Source organism: Paenibacillus sp. NPDC058174 (assembly GCF_042883865.1).
Classification (GTDB): domain Bacteria; phylum Bacillota; class Bacilli; order Paenibacillales; family Paenibacillaceae; genus Pristimantibacillus.
Genome location: NZ_JBHVUY010000001.1, coordinates 824860 through 842531 on the forward strand (window position 1 = coordinate 824860; position 17672 = coordinate 842531).

The 17672-nt window shown below is 52.2% G+C and carries 17 protein-coding genes; 1 reads left to right on the forward strand and 16 read right to left on the reverse strand.

The window, feature by feature from the left end:
- Positions 1–5: 5 nt before the first annotated feature.
- The 8 genes from ACFVVF_RS03685 to ACFVVF_RS03720 form a co-directional block, all read right to left on the reverse strand.
- Positions 6–398, reverse strand: a complete 393-nt coding sequence (locus tag ACFVVF_RS03685) for a DUF350 domain-containing protein (protein ID WP_387808808.1) — start codon at positions 396–398, stop codon at positions 6–8.
- Positions 392–1021 (reverse strand): signal peptide protein, encoded by a 630-nt coding sequence (locus tag ACFVVF_RS03690; RefSeq protein ID WP_387805486.1) that lies wholly within the window; start codon positions 1019–1021, stop codon positions 392–394. Before ACFVVF_RS03690 ends, ACFVVF_RS03685 begins: the two co-directional genes overlap by 7 nt.
- Entirely contained in the window at positions 1018–2232 is a 1215-nt protein-coding gene (locus tag ACFVVF_RS03695; protein ID WP_387805488.1) for a glutathionylspermidine synthase family protein, read from the reverse strand. The genes ACFVVF_RS03690 and ACFVVF_RS03695 overlap by 4 nt, the downstream gene beginning before the upstream one ends.
- Positions 2229–2960, reverse strand: a complete 732-nt coding sequence (locus ACFVVF_RS03700; protein ID WP_387805490.1) for a hypothetical protein — start codon at positions 2958–2960, stop codon at positions 2229–2231. Before ACFVVF_RS03700 ends, ACFVVF_RS03695 begins: the two co-directional genes overlap by 4 nt.
- Before the next feature lie 28 nt (positions 2961–2988).
- Complete coding sequence (locus ACFVVF_RS03705; RefSeq protein WP_387805492.1) at positions 2989–3204, reverse strand: hypothetical protein; 216 nt, start codon at positions 3202–3204, stop codon at positions 2989–2991.
- 223 nt (positions 3205–3427) lie between these two features.
- A complete protein-coding gene (modA, locus tag ACFVVF_RS03710; RefSeq protein WP_387808812.1) occupies positions 3428–4243 on the reverse strand; it encodes a molybdate ABC transporter substrate-binding protein in 816 nt (271 codons plus the stop codon).
- Positions 4244–4531: 288 nt separating this feature from the next.
- On the reverse strand, positions 4532–5314 hold the full coding sequence (locus ACFVVF_RS03715) for a squalene/phytoene synthase family protein (protein WP_387805494.1): 783 nt from the start codon (positions 5312–5314) through the stop codon (positions 4532–4534).
- Between the two features lie 135 nt (positions 5315–5449).
- Positions 5450–6979, reverse strand: a complete 1530-nt coding sequence (locus ACFVVF_RS03720) for an FAD-dependent oxidoreductase (protein WP_387805496.1) — start codon at positions 6977–6979, stop codon at positions 5450–5452.
- Positions 6980–7166: 187 nt separating this feature from the next.
- On the opposite strand from ACFVVF_RS03720, the gene ACFVVF_RS03725 reads away from it, so the two are divergent.
- Entirely contained in the window at positions 7167–7646 is a 480-nt protein-coding gene (locus ACFVVF_RS03725; protein ID WP_387805497.1) for a LysM domain-containing protein, read from the forward strand.
- Between the two features lie 99 nt (positions 7647–7745).
- Here ACFVVF_RS03725 and ACFVVF_RS03730 read toward each other — a convergent pair whose 3' ends face one another.
- The 8 genes from ACFVVF_RS03730 to ACFVVF_RS03765 all read right to left on the reverse strand — a co-directional run bounded on the left by ACFVVF_RS03730 (position 7746) and on the right by ACFVVF_RS03765 (position 17532).
- Positions 7746–8309 carry an NUDIX domain-containing protein gene (locus ACFVVF_RS03730; protein WP_387805499.1) on the reverse strand — a complete coding sequence of 188 codons (564 nt, stop codon included), beginning with the start codon at positions 8307–8309 and terminating at the stop codon, positions 7746–7748.
- A 1271-nt stretch (positions 8310–9580) separates the two neighbouring features.
- Entirely contained in the window at positions 9581–11023 is a 1443-nt protein-coding gene (locus tag ACFVVF_RS03735; protein WP_387805501.1) for a bifunctional 2-methylcitrate dehydratase/aconitate hydratase, read from the reverse strand.
- Between the two features lie 13 nt (positions 11024–11036).
- The gene (locus tag ACFVVF_RS03740; RefSeq protein WP_387805502.1) at positions 11037–12161 is read right to left on the reverse strand and encodes a citrate/2-methylcitrate synthase; all 1125 of its coding nucleotides are present in this window, start codon (positions 12159–12161) and stop codon (positions 11037–11039) included.
- Complete coding sequence (prpB, locus tag ACFVVF_RS03745; RefSeq protein ID WP_387805504.1) at positions 12148–13047, reverse strand: methylisocitrate lyase; 900 nt, start codon at positions 13045–13047, stop codon at positions 12148–12150. Before prpB ends, ACFVVF_RS03740 begins: the two co-directional genes overlap by 14 nt.
- Positions 13048–13068: 21 nt before the next feature.
- Positions 13069–14199 carry an acyl-CoA dehydrogenase family protein gene (locus tag ACFVVF_RS03750; RefSeq protein WP_387808815.1) on the reverse strand — a complete coding sequence of 377 codons (1131 nt, stop codon included), beginning with the start codon at positions 14197–14199 and terminating at the stop codon, positions 13069–13071.
- A gap of 110 nt (positions 14200–14309) precedes the next feature.
- Positions 14310–15161, reverse strand: coding sequence for a 3-hydroxybutyryl-CoA dehydrogenase (locus ACFVVF_RS03755; protein ID WP_387805505.1), 852 nt, complete (start codon positions 15159–15161; stop codon positions 14310–14312).
- A 29-nt stretch (positions 15162–15190) separates the two neighbouring features.
- Complete coding sequence (locus tag ACFVVF_RS03760) at positions 15191–16363, reverse strand: acetyl-CoA C-acetyltransferase (RefSeq protein ID WP_387805507.1); 1173 nt, start codon at positions 16361–16363, stop codon at positions 15191–15193.
- A 14-nt stretch (positions 16364–16377) separates the two neighbouring features.
- The gene (locus ACFVVF_RS03765) at positions 16378–17532 is read right to left on the reverse strand and encodes an acyl-CoA dehydrogenase family protein (RefSeq protein ID WP_387805509.1); all 1155 of its coding nucleotides are present in this window, start codon (positions 17530–17532) and stop codon (positions 16378–16380) included.
- Positions 17533–17672 lie beyond the last annotated feature (140 nt).

The window sequence follows — 17672 nt, forward strand, 5'->3', positions numbered from 1 at the left end:
TATAGCTAAACGATCAGGCTGCTAATCGCAAAGCTTGTGCCGACATAAACGAAGCAAAGCAATATGCCAATCGCAGTGTTGCCTTTGCGCAGCTCTTCGCCAATTTTAATGCCCGGAGTCGCCAGCTCGAAGATGAAATAAGCGAGCACGAGACAAACGTAACCCACTGCAAACCAGAGCATCATATGCCAGATAGACGTATTCGTATAAGCGGCAACGCCGAGAATGATAGCTGTAGAAAGAAACTTTCCGCCCATTGCAAGCCCCGCGGCAACGTTCCCCTTCTTCAGTTCCTCCATATCCTTATAAGGCGTTATCCAGCTGAAAATAACCATGCCGAGCAGCTGCAGCACTACGATAACAGCGATGCTGCTAATAATATTAATGGCGATCAAGATGCCCACCCCCTGAACTTGGCGTACGCCAAATCGTAATTTTCGTAATCATGTACTTCTTCCAATAAGACATTCACTTGCTTCTTTGATTTCATGCTGGCGTAACGTTTCTCGTCAATGGGCTGCTTGATCTCATTGCCTGTAGGCAAAGAAATCACGGCGAAATAACGTGATTCTTCTTTGTATGTCGTTTTGTATACCCCCACCAGGTCAACGTCCGTCGTAAGCTGTACTTTGAGCAGCTCGAAATCCTTCTTGCCTTCCTTTTCCGTCTTGAACGATTTGATCGGCGTCCATTCGGTCAGCGTCACCACGTTGCGGCCTTCTGCATTAACGGTCATCTTCGCTTCCATATACTGCAGCGTCCACACTTTATCATTCGTCGCGTAATTATTATCGTTCGGAAGCAGCTTGTTGTCCGGCAAGATCGCCATGTCGCTGCCAATCAAATCCCCGACTGTGCTTTCAATGAGCCTATAATCCCATGGCAGCAGCGTCTCGTCTGCTGATGATTCCGCCGCAGACCCGCTGGAAGTTGACCATACCCCGGATGACGTGCCGCATCCGCCCAGCATAATGGCCGTTGCGAGTACAGCCGATAGCAAAGCTATCTTTCTTTTTCTCATGAAGCTTTCACTCCTATCGCCACAAAATGACTTGTATTGCCGGTAATTAATCCGCCTGCGCGTCCAAGCATGCCGCATGGCACGCCATTGATGACGAACATTCCCGTAAGCAGGCTGAATTGCCCCGCCTCCAGCTCGATCTTGGCCAGCTCTGCTCGCTTCTGATAGACCCGCGGGAATAAGCTGCTCGTGTCGAAGCCGTCTTCATCCTTCACTTCCATTTGTCCATCCTCATCGTAAAGCACGACAGAGCCGCCTTCCCGTCCGAACATCGATTTGGACACGTAGCTCCCATCAAATAAAGCTTTATTATAAGTGGGCAGCATGTAGCGCTCAATTGCCGACCGCTCCTCCGCATTAAACAGCATGTTCAGCTCATACAATCCCCAGATTAAAGCCATCATTCCTTTGGATTGCAAAATAATAGAATGGACAGAATTGAACAGCTGCAATTGGCCGCTTTCAATCGCGTAGGCCAACGCCTCGCCGCCTTCGTCGATCGCCATCCATTCCTTCGGGTACAGGGCGAATATCCGATCGATAGCCTGCCCGTCTTTTTTCCGCAGCACGCCTTCATCGACCCAAAGCTCCAGCAAATCAACACAATCAACTGATTGACCGCTGTGCTTGACGAGCATATCAATCGTACCGGAATCCTCCAGATGCTCCCCGTAAGCTGCGCAGGCTGCCGTATCCGGCTGCTCTTCCTCCCATGCAGCGGCTACTAGAGCAGGCATCTGCACATTAGGCGATTCCAGCGAAAGCCGTTCACACTGCCATGGAGTTGCAACTGCTGCTTCGGCATATCCGGTTGGCGTATCTGCATTTAGCTCAAGCAGTTGTATGATCCCTTCATCAGATATAGCAAAGTCAAATCTTGCATAGCGGCTAATTACGCCCTCGCCCTCCAGCTCAATTGCGTCCAAGGTTGGCCACAAAAGCTCCGGAATGCCCAGCATCGCATACAAATCATGCCGTCCATGCACAAACCGGCATGCCCGGTCAAAGATACGCCACAGCCGCGAAGCAGCTTCTTCCAGCTCCTCATACACCTCACGGCGCATGGCAACCGCTTGATCGATCCAATAAGGCTCGCCTTCCAGATCGGCCCATGTGAATCCGAGCTCAGCAAGCTCTGCCACGAGCGCCTCGCGATTTTCGCCAGGGTTGCCGACCACTTCGAAAGCCTGCTGCTGCCCCCTCGTTGTCATCCGCCGAAGCCGCCGCTTGATTTGTGACTGGAGCCGGATGAGCTAAAGCTGGAGCCGGAACCCGATGAGCTCATACCGCTTGATTTGCCGCCGATCCCGCCTGGCGATGAGGAGGTAGAGCGTCTTGTAATGGAGCCGGATTTATTCGAGGTTTTTGGCCGGACTGCCGAGCCGACAACCGCTTTATTTTGAAACTTATCGGAATCATAAGAATTAGGCTTGTAGGCCGTTCTGCTTCCCTGATAATAGGAATTGTGAGAGTTGTGCCAAACTCCGGATGAGTAGGAATTGCCCCGGTTGAAAATCAGATGATAGAGCAATAGATCATCCCAGCCGAAGCCGCCGCCCGAATGAATAATAGTCGTGCCGCCTGAGCCTCCCGATCCGCTGGCTCCCCCAGTACCGCCGCCGCCCGAAGCACTTCCGCTTCCTTCGCCTGCGCTCTCCGCAAGCAAAACCGGGATGTTCCAATCTACGGCCGGATCATAGTAGGCTTTCACAGCTTCTGTCGACCATTCCACCAAAGCGGGCTCTTCTGCCGAAGCGGTATTTGTCGCCACTGCAGCTGAATGAGCACTTGGAGCTAAACCGATCAGTGCATTCGCCATCAATGCAATGCCCAGCGAGGTCGACAGCACCCGGATTGGCTTTCCTTCTTTTGTAAAGAACCGGTTCACCGTTTCCCGTTTGCGGCTTTGTGAATGGTTCGTTTCATTTTTATTTTCCATACATGACTCCCGCCCCTCTGCTATTCCATTAACGATGCGCTACTTTCTGTACGAGCAGCTCCATAACGCCTTCATCCAAATTGAGCCGTCCTTCGATCGTCTCGTACTCCGTACCGTTAATCGTCAAATAATTGATATGATGCAGCGCTTCAATCATTTCCTTGCTCCAGAGCCGTTCGTCCAGCGTGAACAACCCGCCGGAAGTCAATTTTTCTACGAGATTAACCTTCATTCCGCTTTCCATGCCATCATTTCCTCCATTTCCCAAAAAGCACATGTTCTAGTTACGTGCTGACCCGATTAAATGTTTCGATAATACACATGATTATCATCATACTATACTTGGAAATCTTGTAAATAAGAAAATTTAAGTATTCAGCAGCCGCAAAAAAGCCTATCCATGCGAAGGAGATTCCTTACGAGTGGATAGGCCTATATTCGAATGATATTTCCGGTATAACCGGCACTTATTGTTGTGTGGAAAACCCGTATTTCACAAAAACATCTAACGCTTCTTTTGTTTGCAGATAGGCATAGAAATCTTCCGCTTCTTTATTATGCTTTGTCGCTTTGACAACACCAATAGGATATTGAATTGGCGAATAGCTTGCCGGATCAACGGCAAAGGCGATAACAGCCTTTTGTGAGGTTAACGCATCCGTCTTGTAGACGAAGCCAGCATCGGCGTTGCCTGTCTCCACGTATTGCAAGACTTGGCGTACGTCTTTGCCTTGTACGCTTTTGGATTGCAGCGCATCCCATAGCTTCGCGCTCGTTAAAGCCTCTTTAGCATAGTTTCCCGCTGGAACGCTTTCGGGAATGCCGATCGCGATCGTTTTTACTTCCGCCTTAGTCAAGTCATTCACGCTTTCAAGCTTCGTCTTCGAATCAGCCGGTGCAACAACGACCAGCTCGTTTTTCAATAAATTGATTTGCTTATTCTCATCAATCAGCTGCTTGTCAACGAGCGCCTTCATATTTTTCGGAGCGGCAGACAGAAACAGATCAGCGGGAGCTCCTTGCTCAATTTGCTGCTGCAGGGCGCCGGATGCGCCAAAATTAAAGTTCAACTTGACGGCCGGGTTGCTTTTTGCATAGAGACCTTGGATCTCATTTAAGGCATCCGTCAGGCTTGCAGCTGCCGAAATCGTTAATTCTACCGTTTTTGCAGCAGGCTCCGCCGTTTGCTGGGCCTGATTCGCCGGCGCATTTCCATTAGAGCCGCAGCCCGCCAACATAATGGATATGGCGATGACAGCCAGCCCGATTATATTACATTTCATTCTCACAGTACGTTTCTCCCCTATCTATATAGTTAGACATATTTAGTTATTATTGATGAGGTTCATGCGTATTGTCAATGTTGCTGCTTTTGCTTGGATGGCCCAATAGATGGGACTATTATCCCAATAAAAGAAGCTGGTAAGCCGTAATAATGAAAGGAGCGATGAATGATAAACGAACCGCATCGAAAGTTGTTCCTTCGCATAAAGGCGACATAACAATAATTATGTAAACTAAAATACGATAAAAAAGCAGCCATTCCAAAATGGCTGCCTCTGACTTCGGCATTAACCCGAAATTTTGTTCACAATTTTCAGTACCGCATCGCGTGTCAGCTTGTTTCCGCCAGCCGCAATCAGCTTAGTCGTGGCGTGTGCCAGCTGCAGCGGTATTTTGCAAAAATCCAGTGCAGGCCCTTTGTTAAGTTCGGCAATATAGGCATCGGCAAGCTTCAAATTCCGCTTCGTATATTTGATCATGTCCTTCGAATCCCAGCCCTCAGGGAAGAAGTTTACACCGCGCTGCCGGTCCTCAAGTTGATTGCGCAAAATGTTGACTGCCTGCAGTCCTCTGCCGAAAGCAACCGCTTTCTCGCGATCCGTAACGGTCCCGTCATTCCATAACCAAAGCTCCGACAGCAATTCGCCGACCATGCCGGCTACGCTGTATGTATAGCGGTCCAAGTCAGCTTCCGTGCTAATTTTCCATTGGACTTCTACCCATTCGGCCATTTCCTTCGACATCTTGGCCGTATAGCGGATAACTGTGTCTCTGGCGCTCTCGGGGCATAGCTGTACCCATTCTGCTAGACGCAGTGACACTTCCGGAAGTTCATGCGCATGCGGGGCGAGCGTCTGCTCAACAGCCTCAGCCATGTTTGGCGCAAGCAAGGCATCCTGTACTTCATACAGAAGCTTTGCCTTGAGTGCATCGGCGAGCTCCTCATGATCCTCAATTTCATCGATGGCGCGCATGCACAAATAGGCGGAGCTCACCGCTTCCTTGAGTCCCGGCGTCAGACGGGTTATCGGAATATAAAAGGTGCGGCTGGTTTTCTGCAGCATGGACATTGCGTCTAGGACTTCGGTATTAATGTTAATTCCCTCCAATAAAAGGTCAGCGTTTCTTCTACTATACCATAGGATATAGACTGTACCCAAGTCGGCCTGAATATTTTGGCTGTCTTGGCACTTGCAGAAGCGGGTTTACAGAGTAAGCTTCTTCAGCGGCTTCTCCGCAGGACCTTCCATCACTTCGCCGTCAATCGAAAATCTGGAGCCATGGCAAGGGCAATCCCAGCTCAGGTCTCCGTCATTCCATTCCACCTCACAGCCCAGATGAGTACAGGTCGTATCGACCAGATGCAGCTTGCCTTCCGGGTCTCTGTATGCTCCGGCCCTTTTTCCATGCAGTAAGACTACGCTTCCTTCCCCATCCGACAGCTCTTCAGCCCATCGCTTCGGAGTGCCAAGCTTTCCGCTTATTAAATGCTTGGCTACGTCCAGATTCTCTACGACGAGATCCTTCCATGCTGCAGTAGTCATTCCGCGGGATGGAGAAAACAGCTCTTCATAACGGTTATCGATGCCTTCTACTAGATCACGAATCAGCAAGGCAGCAGCCGTCCCGGTCGTCATTCCCCATTTGCGAAAGCCAGTCGCCACATACACGTTTGGAGTTGAAGCCTTTATCCGGCCAATGAATGGGAGCTTGTCTCCGGTGACCAGATCCTGAGCCGACCAGCGGAAAGCGATTTTTTTCACCTTAAAATGCTGCTCCGCGTATTCCTGCAACGCTTCATAGTGATTGAACGTACACATCCCCTGCCCAGTCTTGTGACTCTGCCCGCCGATAAGAACGATACCGCCTGGCTCATCAGCCGTGACCCGAATGGAACGCTTAGGCTCCTCTGCGCTCAAGTACATTCCGCCCGGATAACGCTCCTCCGTCTCAATACCCAGAACATAGGAGCGTTCCGCATGCATTCTGGCAAAATAAAATCCAAGGCCGTCATGGAACGGAAAATGGGTGCAGATCGCGACATGATTTGCCGTAATTTTGTGACCTGCATTCGTGAGGACGACCGGCCTCTTTCCCTCTGTAAGATCAACCGCAGTCGTACCCTCGCAGATAATGCCCCCAGCCTCTGTAATCTGATCAATTAATGACCTTAAGTATTGGAGCGGATGAAATTGAGCCTGAGTGTGCATCGCAAGAGCAGCCTTGCAGGGGATGTTCAGCGGTACGTCAGTTAGATACTCGCCATTGATCCCAAGCTCCTGATAGGCAGACCATTCCGTTTTCAGCTTCTCAACGCCGTCTTCCGTATCAGCCGTCAAATAGGCATTCTGATGGGAAAACCCGCAATGAATGTTATGTTCTTCAATCGTTTGTTTAATGAATCGTCCCGCTTCCTCCGCAGCTTGATAGTAAAGCTCAGCCTTCGCCTTGCCTTGCTGGGTAATCAGCTCGTCATAAATCAAATCATGCTGTGCGGTTATTTTTGCCGTTGTATGGCCGGTTGTCCCCCCCAGCAGCTCTCCCGCTTCAATTAGCGCAACTTTATATCCCCGCTGCGAAAGCACATAAGCCGTTGTTACTCCCGAAATGCCGCCGCCAATGACAGCGACATCGATTTCCAGATCACGACCCAGCTTAGGGTAAGGCTGTCTCTCCTTGCTTGTCCCGATCCAGTACGACTGTGGAAACTGCGGTAAAGCTTCATGCTCCGTCATATTAGCCATACCTCCTATTCAATGGTTTTCCTAACCATACCATGCGCTGTTTCCACACAAATTATTCCAATCGTCCGAGCTGCTGCGTTCAAAAGAACAAGCCCATTTTCTCCTAGGCGATGAACCAGTTATCCGTTTCGTCATAGGTTATATAGTCAAATGACTATACAGTAATGGAGGCTTACTTATGGACCGCGGCTTTAACCATTTTGGCGGAGGCTTTGGCGGAGGTTTCCGTCCCCCGTTTCGCCCGTTTCCACATCCGTTTTTCCCAGGGCGTGCATTGTTCCCGTTTTTCTTCTTCTCCCCGTTTGCTTTCCCGTTCTTTCCGTTCCGTGAGGGGGAAGAGTCTGAGTTCCGCAATGATCCATACTATGCAACCCATCAAGCAAGAGGCGGCGAGACGCTTCACCATGTAGCGCATATGTACAATATTCCGAGCGTATTTCTGGAAGAGGCCAACCCGGAATTGACGGCAGATGCTGCACTCCAGCCTGGTACCAACGTGCATGTACCGCGAATCTCGCATCTTCACTGCCACAAGTCATTTTTTGAGAAGGAAATGGAAGTTCCGGCGAATACAGCCAACGTTGGCGCGAACACGGCGAACATTGGAGCAAACTCTGCGGTTAAACCATCCTCGCCTTACAACGGCAGCCAGTTCTAAAGCAATAAAGCAGCGTCTATCCCAGCATGGACACTCATCCATTTTGAAATAGACGCTGCTTTATTTCATTTAATTAATGCAATTAATTACACGAAACTTCTATGTCCGGAAGAAAACGCTGGCGTTGCCAGGTACGACAGGATTGGCGTCAGCCGTCAAGCCTTCAGCACGACGCTGCATCGCAACGTCAATCAGCCATTTGGTGAAATCGGCGACCTGCATTTCTTTCATTTCCTCCAAGCTGAAAAAGCCTGCCTGATCGACCTCGACGCCATCTGGCACAGGCTCGCCCCCGGTATACTCCATATCGAACGCGATATAGACGTTGTGAATGCTTCGCGGCTGGTCACGAACCGCAACGATGCTTTTTACGGTTGCATGAACGCCTGCTTCCTCCAGCACCTCGCGAATGATCGTCTGATCGATCGATTCCATCTGCTCAATATAACCGCCCGGATTCGTCCAATAACCTCTTCCCGGCTCTTGAGCACGGCGGACGAGCAAAATCCGCTCCTCCTTCATCACAAGCGCGCCTACACCTACACTGTAATCGCCCCAATGAACATGCCCGCAGCTTTCCGAGGTACAGGCTCTGCGAGCCGTACCGTCTATGTCGCGGGTTTCCATCGGCTGACCGCATACTGTACAATAATTTACCGCCATCCTGCTCAACCGTCCTTTTGTCATTTGCCTATAATGCTGCCTATGCAACTTGCTATGAAATGTTAGTTATGGGCTGTTACTTGCCATTCATCCCTAACTTCATGCTTAATGTTCATTCCTAAACTCATGATAGTCCTTGACCGCCCAGATCGCCAGCCAATTATTTGGAAACGATGCACCTTAACTTATTGAGACAGAAAACTGCAACGGTGAGTAGAATCGTCCCCCTATGTGCGACCTCCTGCCGCTTACGACGATGGAGCCGCGATTGATGCGGGCGTTGCCCCGCAACACTTGCAGTTGGAGGCATTGTGCGACACAAAAAAACAGACCCGAACGGGTCTGTTGAGAAATAGTGGCGAATTATAATTACTAAGTTTTTTATTGTGCTGCAGAATTGTCAGCCGACGTTCGACCAAGCAACGCGCGCCAGAAGGCACGAGCGGTGTGATTCGATCGGATATTGCTCCGTTTAATCGCCCCTCAAAGCACTAATAGGTTATCTCATCTAACGTAACAGCGTTCCGCTAAACGAGCATCCTTCTCAACCTCAATTATACTGAATTATGAGCACCAGCTAATCTCCACCTACCTGACTGATGGATACAAGAATACATGGGGCTAACTAACCTTTGTTGTTGCCTTAACCCGCTCCTCGCCGTCTCCTATGGCTAAACAAAATGTAAAAGTACATTTTGTTTAGGCCTATTCGGACTTAATTAGCCCTCAAAATGCAAAAATACATTTGAAATCGCTGAAAATCGCCCAAAACCTGCTTTTTCCCCTGATCAAAATGCACTTTTGCATTTTGATGCGAAATATCTCCTATAAATTGGATATCCACATGCAGATTTACATTTTGATCCGAAAAGTTGCTATGAATAGCGAACCTGCTTCGCAATACAGCGAATCTAACTTCGCTATACACGGGTAACTAATCTATTTCGCAACTATTTCGCAAACCTTGAATACGCAAATTTGATGAGCAAGTTCTTCCCAACTAAACATTCACAGTAAGACGTTGACCAGTTAAACATTAGGCGTGGAATAAATCACCGGATCGTCTTCGCATAGTAATTTAGATGGTGCAGTAGCAGAAATTGGTTTGTTATTGTGTTTTGTGCGGCTTAGGGTGAGCGGAGCGTTTTGAGTTCAGGATGACATTTTGCAGATTATATCCATTTTTGCATCGTGCAAACGATGGGAGCAATGGAATCAAGAACGGCAGCATGAACCAAAGCGCGCAGCGATCCCAAGTTACTCACACAACACTACAAAACAAACAAATCAACAAAACGATGTACCGGCGTCTGCTCCAACAGCTGCTGATCATCCCCAATCGCCAGTATCTCCCGCACTTGCCGGTCCGCCAGCCTCGTACGCAAATTTGCTTCGAATTTATGCTTCAGTAAAGGAATCCCCTCACTCCTCCTCCGGCGATGGCCGATCGGATACTCCACCTCCACCCGTTCCGTAGCGCTCCCATCCTTGAAAAAGATCTGCACTGCATTCGCAATAGACCGCTTCGTTTCATCCAAATAATCTGCGGAATACCGGATATCCTCCTCCACCGTCATCTTCCCGCGCAGCGCATCGATGCGCGGATCGCTTGCCGCTTCGTCCTCGTAATGATCGGCGGTCAATTGCCCGAAGAGCAGGCCGATAGCTGTCATATATTGAAGGCAGTGGTCGCGGTCCGCCGGATTATGCAGCGGCCCCCTTTTATCGATGATACGTATTGCAGATTCATGTGTCGTAATCTTGATAAAGTCGATTTCCTCCAAGCGATCCTTCACAAGCGGATGCAGCTTTACTGCGCATTCTACGGCAGTCTGCCCATGGAATTCAGCGGGATACGCCAGCTTGAACAATATATGCTCCATCACATACGAATCAAACTTACGATTCAGCGCCAGTGACTGGCCCTTAAACAATACATCTTGGAAGCCCCAGACAGGGGCCGTTAATGCAGAGGGATAACCCATTTCCCCCTTTACAGCCATCAGCGCCAGACGAACCGCCCGGCTGGTTGCGTCTCCCGCGGCCCACGACTTGCGAGTGCCGGTATTCGGAGAATGGCGGTATGTCCGCAAGGATTGCCCGTCAATCCAGGCATTGGATACTGCATGAATGATTTCATCGCGTGTACCGCTTAGCAGCGCCGTCGCAACTGCCGTGGAAGCAACTTTGACTAGCAGGACATGATCCAGTCCGACTCGGTTGAAGCTGTTTTCCAGCGCAAGCACACCTTGAATTTCATGTGCCTTTATCATGGTTGTTAGTACATCACGCATAAGGAGTGGCGGATCACCGTTGACGGCGCGTATCCGGCTGACGTAATCCGCCACGGCCCAGATTGCACCTAAGTTATCCGATGGATGCCCCCATTCTGCCGCCAGCCAAGTGTCGTTGAAATCCAGCCAGCGTATGATGCAGCCGACGTTGAAAGCAGCAGTCACCGGGTCCAGCCGATACGAAGTGCCGGGAACCGGGACGCCATTCGGCACGATCGTGCCCGGCACGACTGGTCCAAGCAGCTTCGTGCATTCCGGATAGCGCAGCGCCAGCAAGCCGCAGCCGATCGTATCAAGAAGGCAATATCGCGCCGTTTCGTATGCCTCAGTGCTTTCTATTACCGCATTGGCTGCATATTCCGCAATCTCTACTAATAGAGTGTCCGGTGCAGGCCGGTCATTATTTGCAATTTGGGACATGCGCTTTCCCCCTTCATTTGCGGTCTGCGAGCTCGACCCACTGCTGAGGTTCCGGGCCAACATACAAAGCCGAAGGCCGGATAATCCGGTTTCCTTCCCGCTGCTCGATAATATGGGCAGACCAGCCGCTTATGCGCGATAGAACAAATAAAGGGGTAAATAAATTCGTCGGTATGCCCAGAAACCGGTAAGCTGAAGCGCTGTAAAAATCGAGGTTCGGAAACAGCTGCCGCTCACGCTGCATCACCTCTTCAATCCGCTCCGATACCGGATAGAGCCGAGTATCTCCTGCTTCCTTAGACAACGTCGCCGACCACAGCTTAATGATATCGGAGCGGGGATCGGAGACAGAATAGACACGATGTCCAAAGCCCATAACTAGCTGCCGCTGTTCCAACAGCTTCAAGATCCCTTTCTCCGCTTCGTCGGCATCAGCAAAGCTCTCAATTAGCTCCATCGCAGCTTCATTAGCGCCGCCGTGCAGAGGACCGCGAAGTGTTCCAATTCCTGTTGTAATTGAAGAGTAGAAGTCAGAGAGTGTAGAAGCTGTCACCCTTGCGGCAAAAGTCGAGGCGTTGAATTCATGCTCCGCATACAAAATCAAAGAAACATCCAGCGTCTCCTCATGCAACTCGCTTGGCGGCCTTCCATGCAGCAATTGCAAGAAATGTCCAGCGATGCTGGCGCTCTCCGGCGCCTCGGTATCAATCCGCAAACCGCTCGTGTGAAAATGATGCCAGTACAACAGCACCGATGCACCGCAAGCGAGCAGCCGGTCAGCTATATGCCGCGGCCCGCGATCCGCCGTCTCCGGTTCAAACGCGGCCAGCGCGGAAATGCCGGTGCGCAGTACGTCCATCGGCTGCATAGCTGCAGGGAGCTGCTCCAGCAGCGGCCGCAAGCCATCCGGCAAATAACGGAGCCGGTTGAGCTTCAGCTTGTAGCCGAGCAGCTCATCCTCGTCCGGCAGCTTTCCGTATAGCAGCAAATAAGCCGTTTCCTCAAACGTGCCGTAATGGGCTAAATCATGAATAGAATATCCTCGGTAAGTGAGTCCTTTGCCTTCTTTGCCAACCGTCGAAATTGCCGTTTCTCCAGCAATCGTATTCGCCAACCCTCCGGATTTACGAGCCGTCATCCTCGCTCTCCCCCTTTGCGCCGAACAACTGGTCTAGCTTCTGTTCATAGCTGTAATAGTTAAGATAATCGTAGAGCTCCTCCCGTGTCTGCATTACCGGTAGCGCCTGCTGCTGCGTGCCCTCTTTGCGAATCGTTTCGTAGACCTGGACAGCAGCGGCGTTCATCGCCCGGAAAGCGGATAATGGATACAGCACCATGTCGACGCCATAGGCGGCCAGTTCCCCGGTTTTGAAAAGAGGCGTTTTGCCAAACTCCGTCATATTGGCGAGTATGGGCACGTTCACCGCCTCGGCAAATCGGCTGTATTGCCCCAATTCCGTTACCGCTTCCGGGAAAAGCATATCTGCGCCTGCTTCCACATAAGCGCAAGCCCGCTCAATTGCCGCATTCAGCCCTTCGCCGGCAAGCGCATCTGTCCGGGCCATAATGACGAATGAGCTGTCCGATCTCGCATCTACAGCTGCTTTGATACGGTCTACCATTTCCGCTTGGCTGACGATCGCTTTATTAGGACGATGCCCGCACCGTTTGGCTGCGACCTGATCTTCAATATGAATGGCTGCCGCACCCGCCCGGCTCAGCTCGCGAACCGTACGGGCAATTTGGAACGCCCCGCCAAAACCGGTATCCGCATCTACGAGCAGGGGAAGCCCGGTCGCTGCGCTCATACGGCGCACATCCTCCGCAACGTCGCTAAGCGTCGTAATACCGAGATCGGGCAAGCCAAACGAGGCATTCGCCACGCCGGCTCCCGATACATACAAAGCCCGAAAGCCGGCTCGCTCTGCAAGCTTAGCCGCATACGCATGTATGACACCTGCAATTTGCAGCGGATGTTCTGCTGCAACGCCTTCCCGGAACCGCTGCCCCGGTGTTCGACTCATGCTGCCTCACCGCCTTCCTCCCTAGGATCGCAGCAGTTGTCCGCTAATGACGATCCGGTGGATTTCATTCGTGCCTTCATAAATTTGCGTTACTTTCGCATCCCGGAACAGACGTTCGGCACCCGCAGTTTCAAGGTATCCTTCCATTCCAAGCATCTTTACAGCTGCTCCTGCAATACGTACGGCAGCATCAGACGCGTACAGCTTTGCCATTGACGACTCCTTCGTACAGCGAAGACCTTCCTGTCTCATATAGGCAGCCCGATAGACGAGCAATTTTGCCGCGTCCGTAATGGCGGTGAGTTCAGCCAGCTCCCTTTGATTCTGCCTTGCAGCCGCGCTTCTCAGCTTCACCTTCCCTCCAAAGCGGTGAGTCATAAGCTCCAGTGCAGCTTCGGCAATACCGAGCGCTTGGGCGGCAATACCGATTCGCCCGCCGTCGAGAGAGCCTTTCGCAATCGCAAAACCTTGGCCTTCCGCACCTAATCGTTGAGCTTGATCCAACCTGAGATCCTCATACACAAGCTCGCAAGTATTGGAGCCATGTAATCCCATTTTCCGTTCTTTATTCCCGACACTCAGGCCGGGGAAGCTGCTTTCTACGAGAAAAGCAGTAATACCCTTCGCTCCTTCCGATGGATCTGTAACGGCGAAGGTCAAATAAAGCTGGGCTGCGCCTGCGTTCGTAATGAACAGCTTCGTGCCATTCAACACATAATCTCGACCGTCCCGGGCTGCTTTCGTCCGAATCGCAGCGGCATCCGATCCAGCCTGCGGCTCGGTTAAGGCAAATGCGCCAAGCCAGCTTCCTCCCGCAAGTTTGCTCAAATAGCTCTCATGCTGCCCCTGCGTTCCATACTGTAAAATAGGCAGCGTGCAAACCGAAGAATGCACGGACAAAATAACGCCTACTGCAGCACTTACCTTCGATAGTTCATGAATAGCAAGGATATAGGAAATGAAATCGCCGCCGAGACCGCCCCAACACTGCGGGATCGGAATCCCCATCCAGCCTCTATCTCCCATCTTCCTTATTAGCTGGGAAGGAAATCGTTCATCCTTTTCCATTAGAGCGACACAAGGCAAGATTTCCTCCCGGGCAAACGTTCTGACTTCATCCCGAAGCTGCTGCTGCTCGCTCGTCAATCGCAAATCCACCGGCAACACCCTTTCTGCAGACGAATCCTTTGATAGGATAGAAGCAGGTGATTATGAAGTACAGTTCTGAATGAAGCTGCTTTATAATTGTGAAATCAAACTATTCAACTGTATGTGTAGAAGCCTCTGCCCGTTTTCTTCCCCAGCCAACCCGCCTGCACGTAACTGCGCAGCAATGGACATGGCCGATATTTGCTGTCTCCAAAGCCCTGATGCAGCGTCTCCATAATGGCTAGACAAGTGTCCAGCCCGATAAAATCAGCCAGCTTCAGCGGTCCCATCGGATGGTTCATGCCAAGCTGCATAATTTGATCAATACCCTCCGGGGCTGCAACCCCTTCGTAGACAGCGTAAATCGCCTCGTTGATCATCGGCATGAGCACCCGATTGGACACAAAGCCGGGATAGTCCCGTACCGGCACGGCGGTTTTTCCGATGGCTTGTGTTATAGCAACGATGGTATCAAACGTCTCCTCCGAGGTGGCAAGACCGCGAATCACTTCCACGAGCGGCATGACCGGTACCGGATTCATGAAATGCATCCCGATGACGCGGTGCGCCCGGCTCGTCGCTGCAGCCAGCTCCGTTACTGGCAAGGAAGATGTATTGGTTGCCAATATCGTATGCTGCCCGCACAGCTGATCCAGCTCCGCGAACAGCCGCTTTTTCAAATCCAGCCGCTCCGGTGCAGCTTCAATCACAAGCTCTGCATCGCGGAGCTGTGCCAGATCTGCGGTTGGCGACAGCCGCTCTAACGTCAAAGCTGCTGCTTCCTCCGTCAACCGGCCCTTTCCCACAAGCCGCTTTAAGGAAGCTTCGATAGCTGCATATCCCCTCCCCGCCAGCTGCATGTCAATGTCATAGAGGGTGACCGAGAAGCTGTGAACGGCAAATACTTGCGCAATCCCTCCGCCCATTTGCCCGGCGCCGATAACCCCGATTCGAGAAATGTTCATATCCGTTCCATTCCCTTCGAGCAAGCCGTTTACCCCTCCACACGAAGCAATAGAGCGTCGCCCTGCGCGCCGCCGCTGCATATCGCAGCTACGCCTAGCCCGCCGCCGCGCCGCCGGAGCTCTTGTATCAGCGTCCACACGATACGGGCTCCACTCGCTCCGATGGGGTGACCATACGCAATCGCGCCGCCGTTCACGTTTACTTTATCCGGCTGCCAGCCGAGCAGCCTGCCACACGTCAGCGTGACAGCAGCAAAAGCTTCATTGACCTCAATGAGATCGATTGCGGCAAGCGATACTCCCGTTTGTGCAAACAGCTTTTGCATCGCCAGCGCCGGAGCTTCCGCTAGGCGATGCGGTTCCAGAGCGACAGCAGCATGACCGGCAATCTCCGCAAGCGGCTTATACCCTCCGCGCAATGCGGCGGCTTTATCCATGACGACCACCGCTGCTGCCCCGTCATTTACGCCTGGCGCATTGCCGGCTGTAACTGTCCCGCCGGAGCCGCCAATCGGCTTAAGCCTCGCCAGCTGTGCGGCATCCGTATTAGGCCGCGGACATTCATCCTTGTCCGGCGCACCAGGAAGTGCAGCAACAGGAACGATTTCCTCAGCCGCAGCACCCCGATTTATTGCTGCAACTGCAAGCTGTTGACTGCGCAGCGCCCATTCATCCTGCTCTGTCCGGCTTATATGAAATTGCAATGCAGCATCATTGCCATAAACAGCCATTGCAACTTGATCGAACGGGCAATGCAAGCCGTCACGATGCATCAGATCGATTATAGTCCGGTCTCCCATTCTTGCGCCCCACCGCGCATCTGGAATGGCGTAAGGCGCATTGCTCATGCTCTCCATGCCGCCGGCGATCAGCAGCTCGGCATCTCCGCAGCGGATCATCTGATCCGCCAGTGTAATGGCACGCATCCCGGAGGCGCACACCTTGTTCACAGTCTCGGATGGCGTGCTCCAAGGCAAGCCGGCAAGAACAGCCGCCTGGCGCGCCGGATTTTGACCCGCACCCCCTTGCAGAACCATTCCCATCAGTACGCCTTCGACATCGGTTCGTGCAATTTGCCCGTTGCTTTGCAGCGCTCCGTCAATCGCCGCAGCACCCAGTTGAACGGCCTGTGCTTGCTTCAATATGCCGCCCAGCTTGCCGAAGGGCGTGCGGCTTCCGCCAACGATGACCGTATTGCGCAAGAGCGATCTCCCCCTTAATCGGTTGGACCGGTCAGGATGCTTGAGATGCTCGCAAGCTCCATTCCGCCAGTTGCAAAATCCGACTCCAGACACTTCGCGTCGCGCAGCATCCGCTCCACGCTATATTCCTTCATATAACCGTAGCCGCCGTACAGCTGAACGGCCTCCAGCGTTACGGCAATTGCCGTTTGGGCGGATATGTTACGCGCAATAGCAGCTTCTCGCGTACATGCGATCCCCTCGCTCATGCGCCATGCAGCCTGGTAGACGAGAAGCCGCGCCGCCTCCACTTGCGTTAACATATCCGCAAGCTTAAAGGCGATGCCTTGCTGCCGGCTGATCAGCTTGCCGAACTGTTTGCGCGTTTTGGCATAATCGACAGCTGCGCTAAGCGCTCCTTGAGCAACACCTACCGCTTGGGCAGCTGCCCCGATATTGCCGATTTCAGCGACAGAAGCTGCAACCGCGCGCCCTTGGCCTTTCCGCCCCAGCTGATCGGTATCCCAAGCTACCCGGCAATTGTCAAAGTGAAGCGAGCCTGTACTGAAGCCCTTCAGACCGATCTTGGCAGCACCGGGAACAGCATGAAAGCCTGGCATACCTTTTTCTATGACAAATGCAGTAAGCCTCCCCCGCTGCCCTCCCTGTCTATGAATGCGGGCAAACATAATAACCAAATCGGCTGTCTCTGCATTTACAGCTACAGGGACAGCGCCATTCAATCTATAACCGCCTTGGAGCAAACCATCAGGCACTGCGATAAGCGAACCTTCGTCCATCGGCGGCGCAGCAAATCCGCCAAGAAGACGGCCTTCCGCCAATGCGGCGAGCCTGCTGTTGAACTTCCCGTTACCGTTATGACAGGCATAATGTCGAATCGGCCACACTGCATAACCGGTGTGAGCCGCCAGCATGGCCGCCGATGATGGGCATGCAGCTGCAAGCTCCTCTAGCACAACCGCATAGTCGAGTACAGTGCCGCCAGCGCCGCCGTAATGCTCCTCCAGCGGAATTGCTGTCAGCCCCATCACCGCCATCTTGCCCCATACGCTCCGATCCACACCTCCGCGTTCATCCCGCTCCCGAACAAAGGGAGCAAGCTCCTTCTCCGCGAAAGCGCGAACCGCCACCCGCAGCATTTCCGTTTCCTCGCTTAGCTGGAAGCGCACTATCCCACCCCCTTCATTGCTGTAACCTCACTGGCGGACAAGGATCGACGGCTTTTGCGGATAATATAGGATATGAGACGGACAATCGTGAAAATAACCCGGTTCCGGCATAAAAAAAATAGAGGGCATGCGCCCTCTAT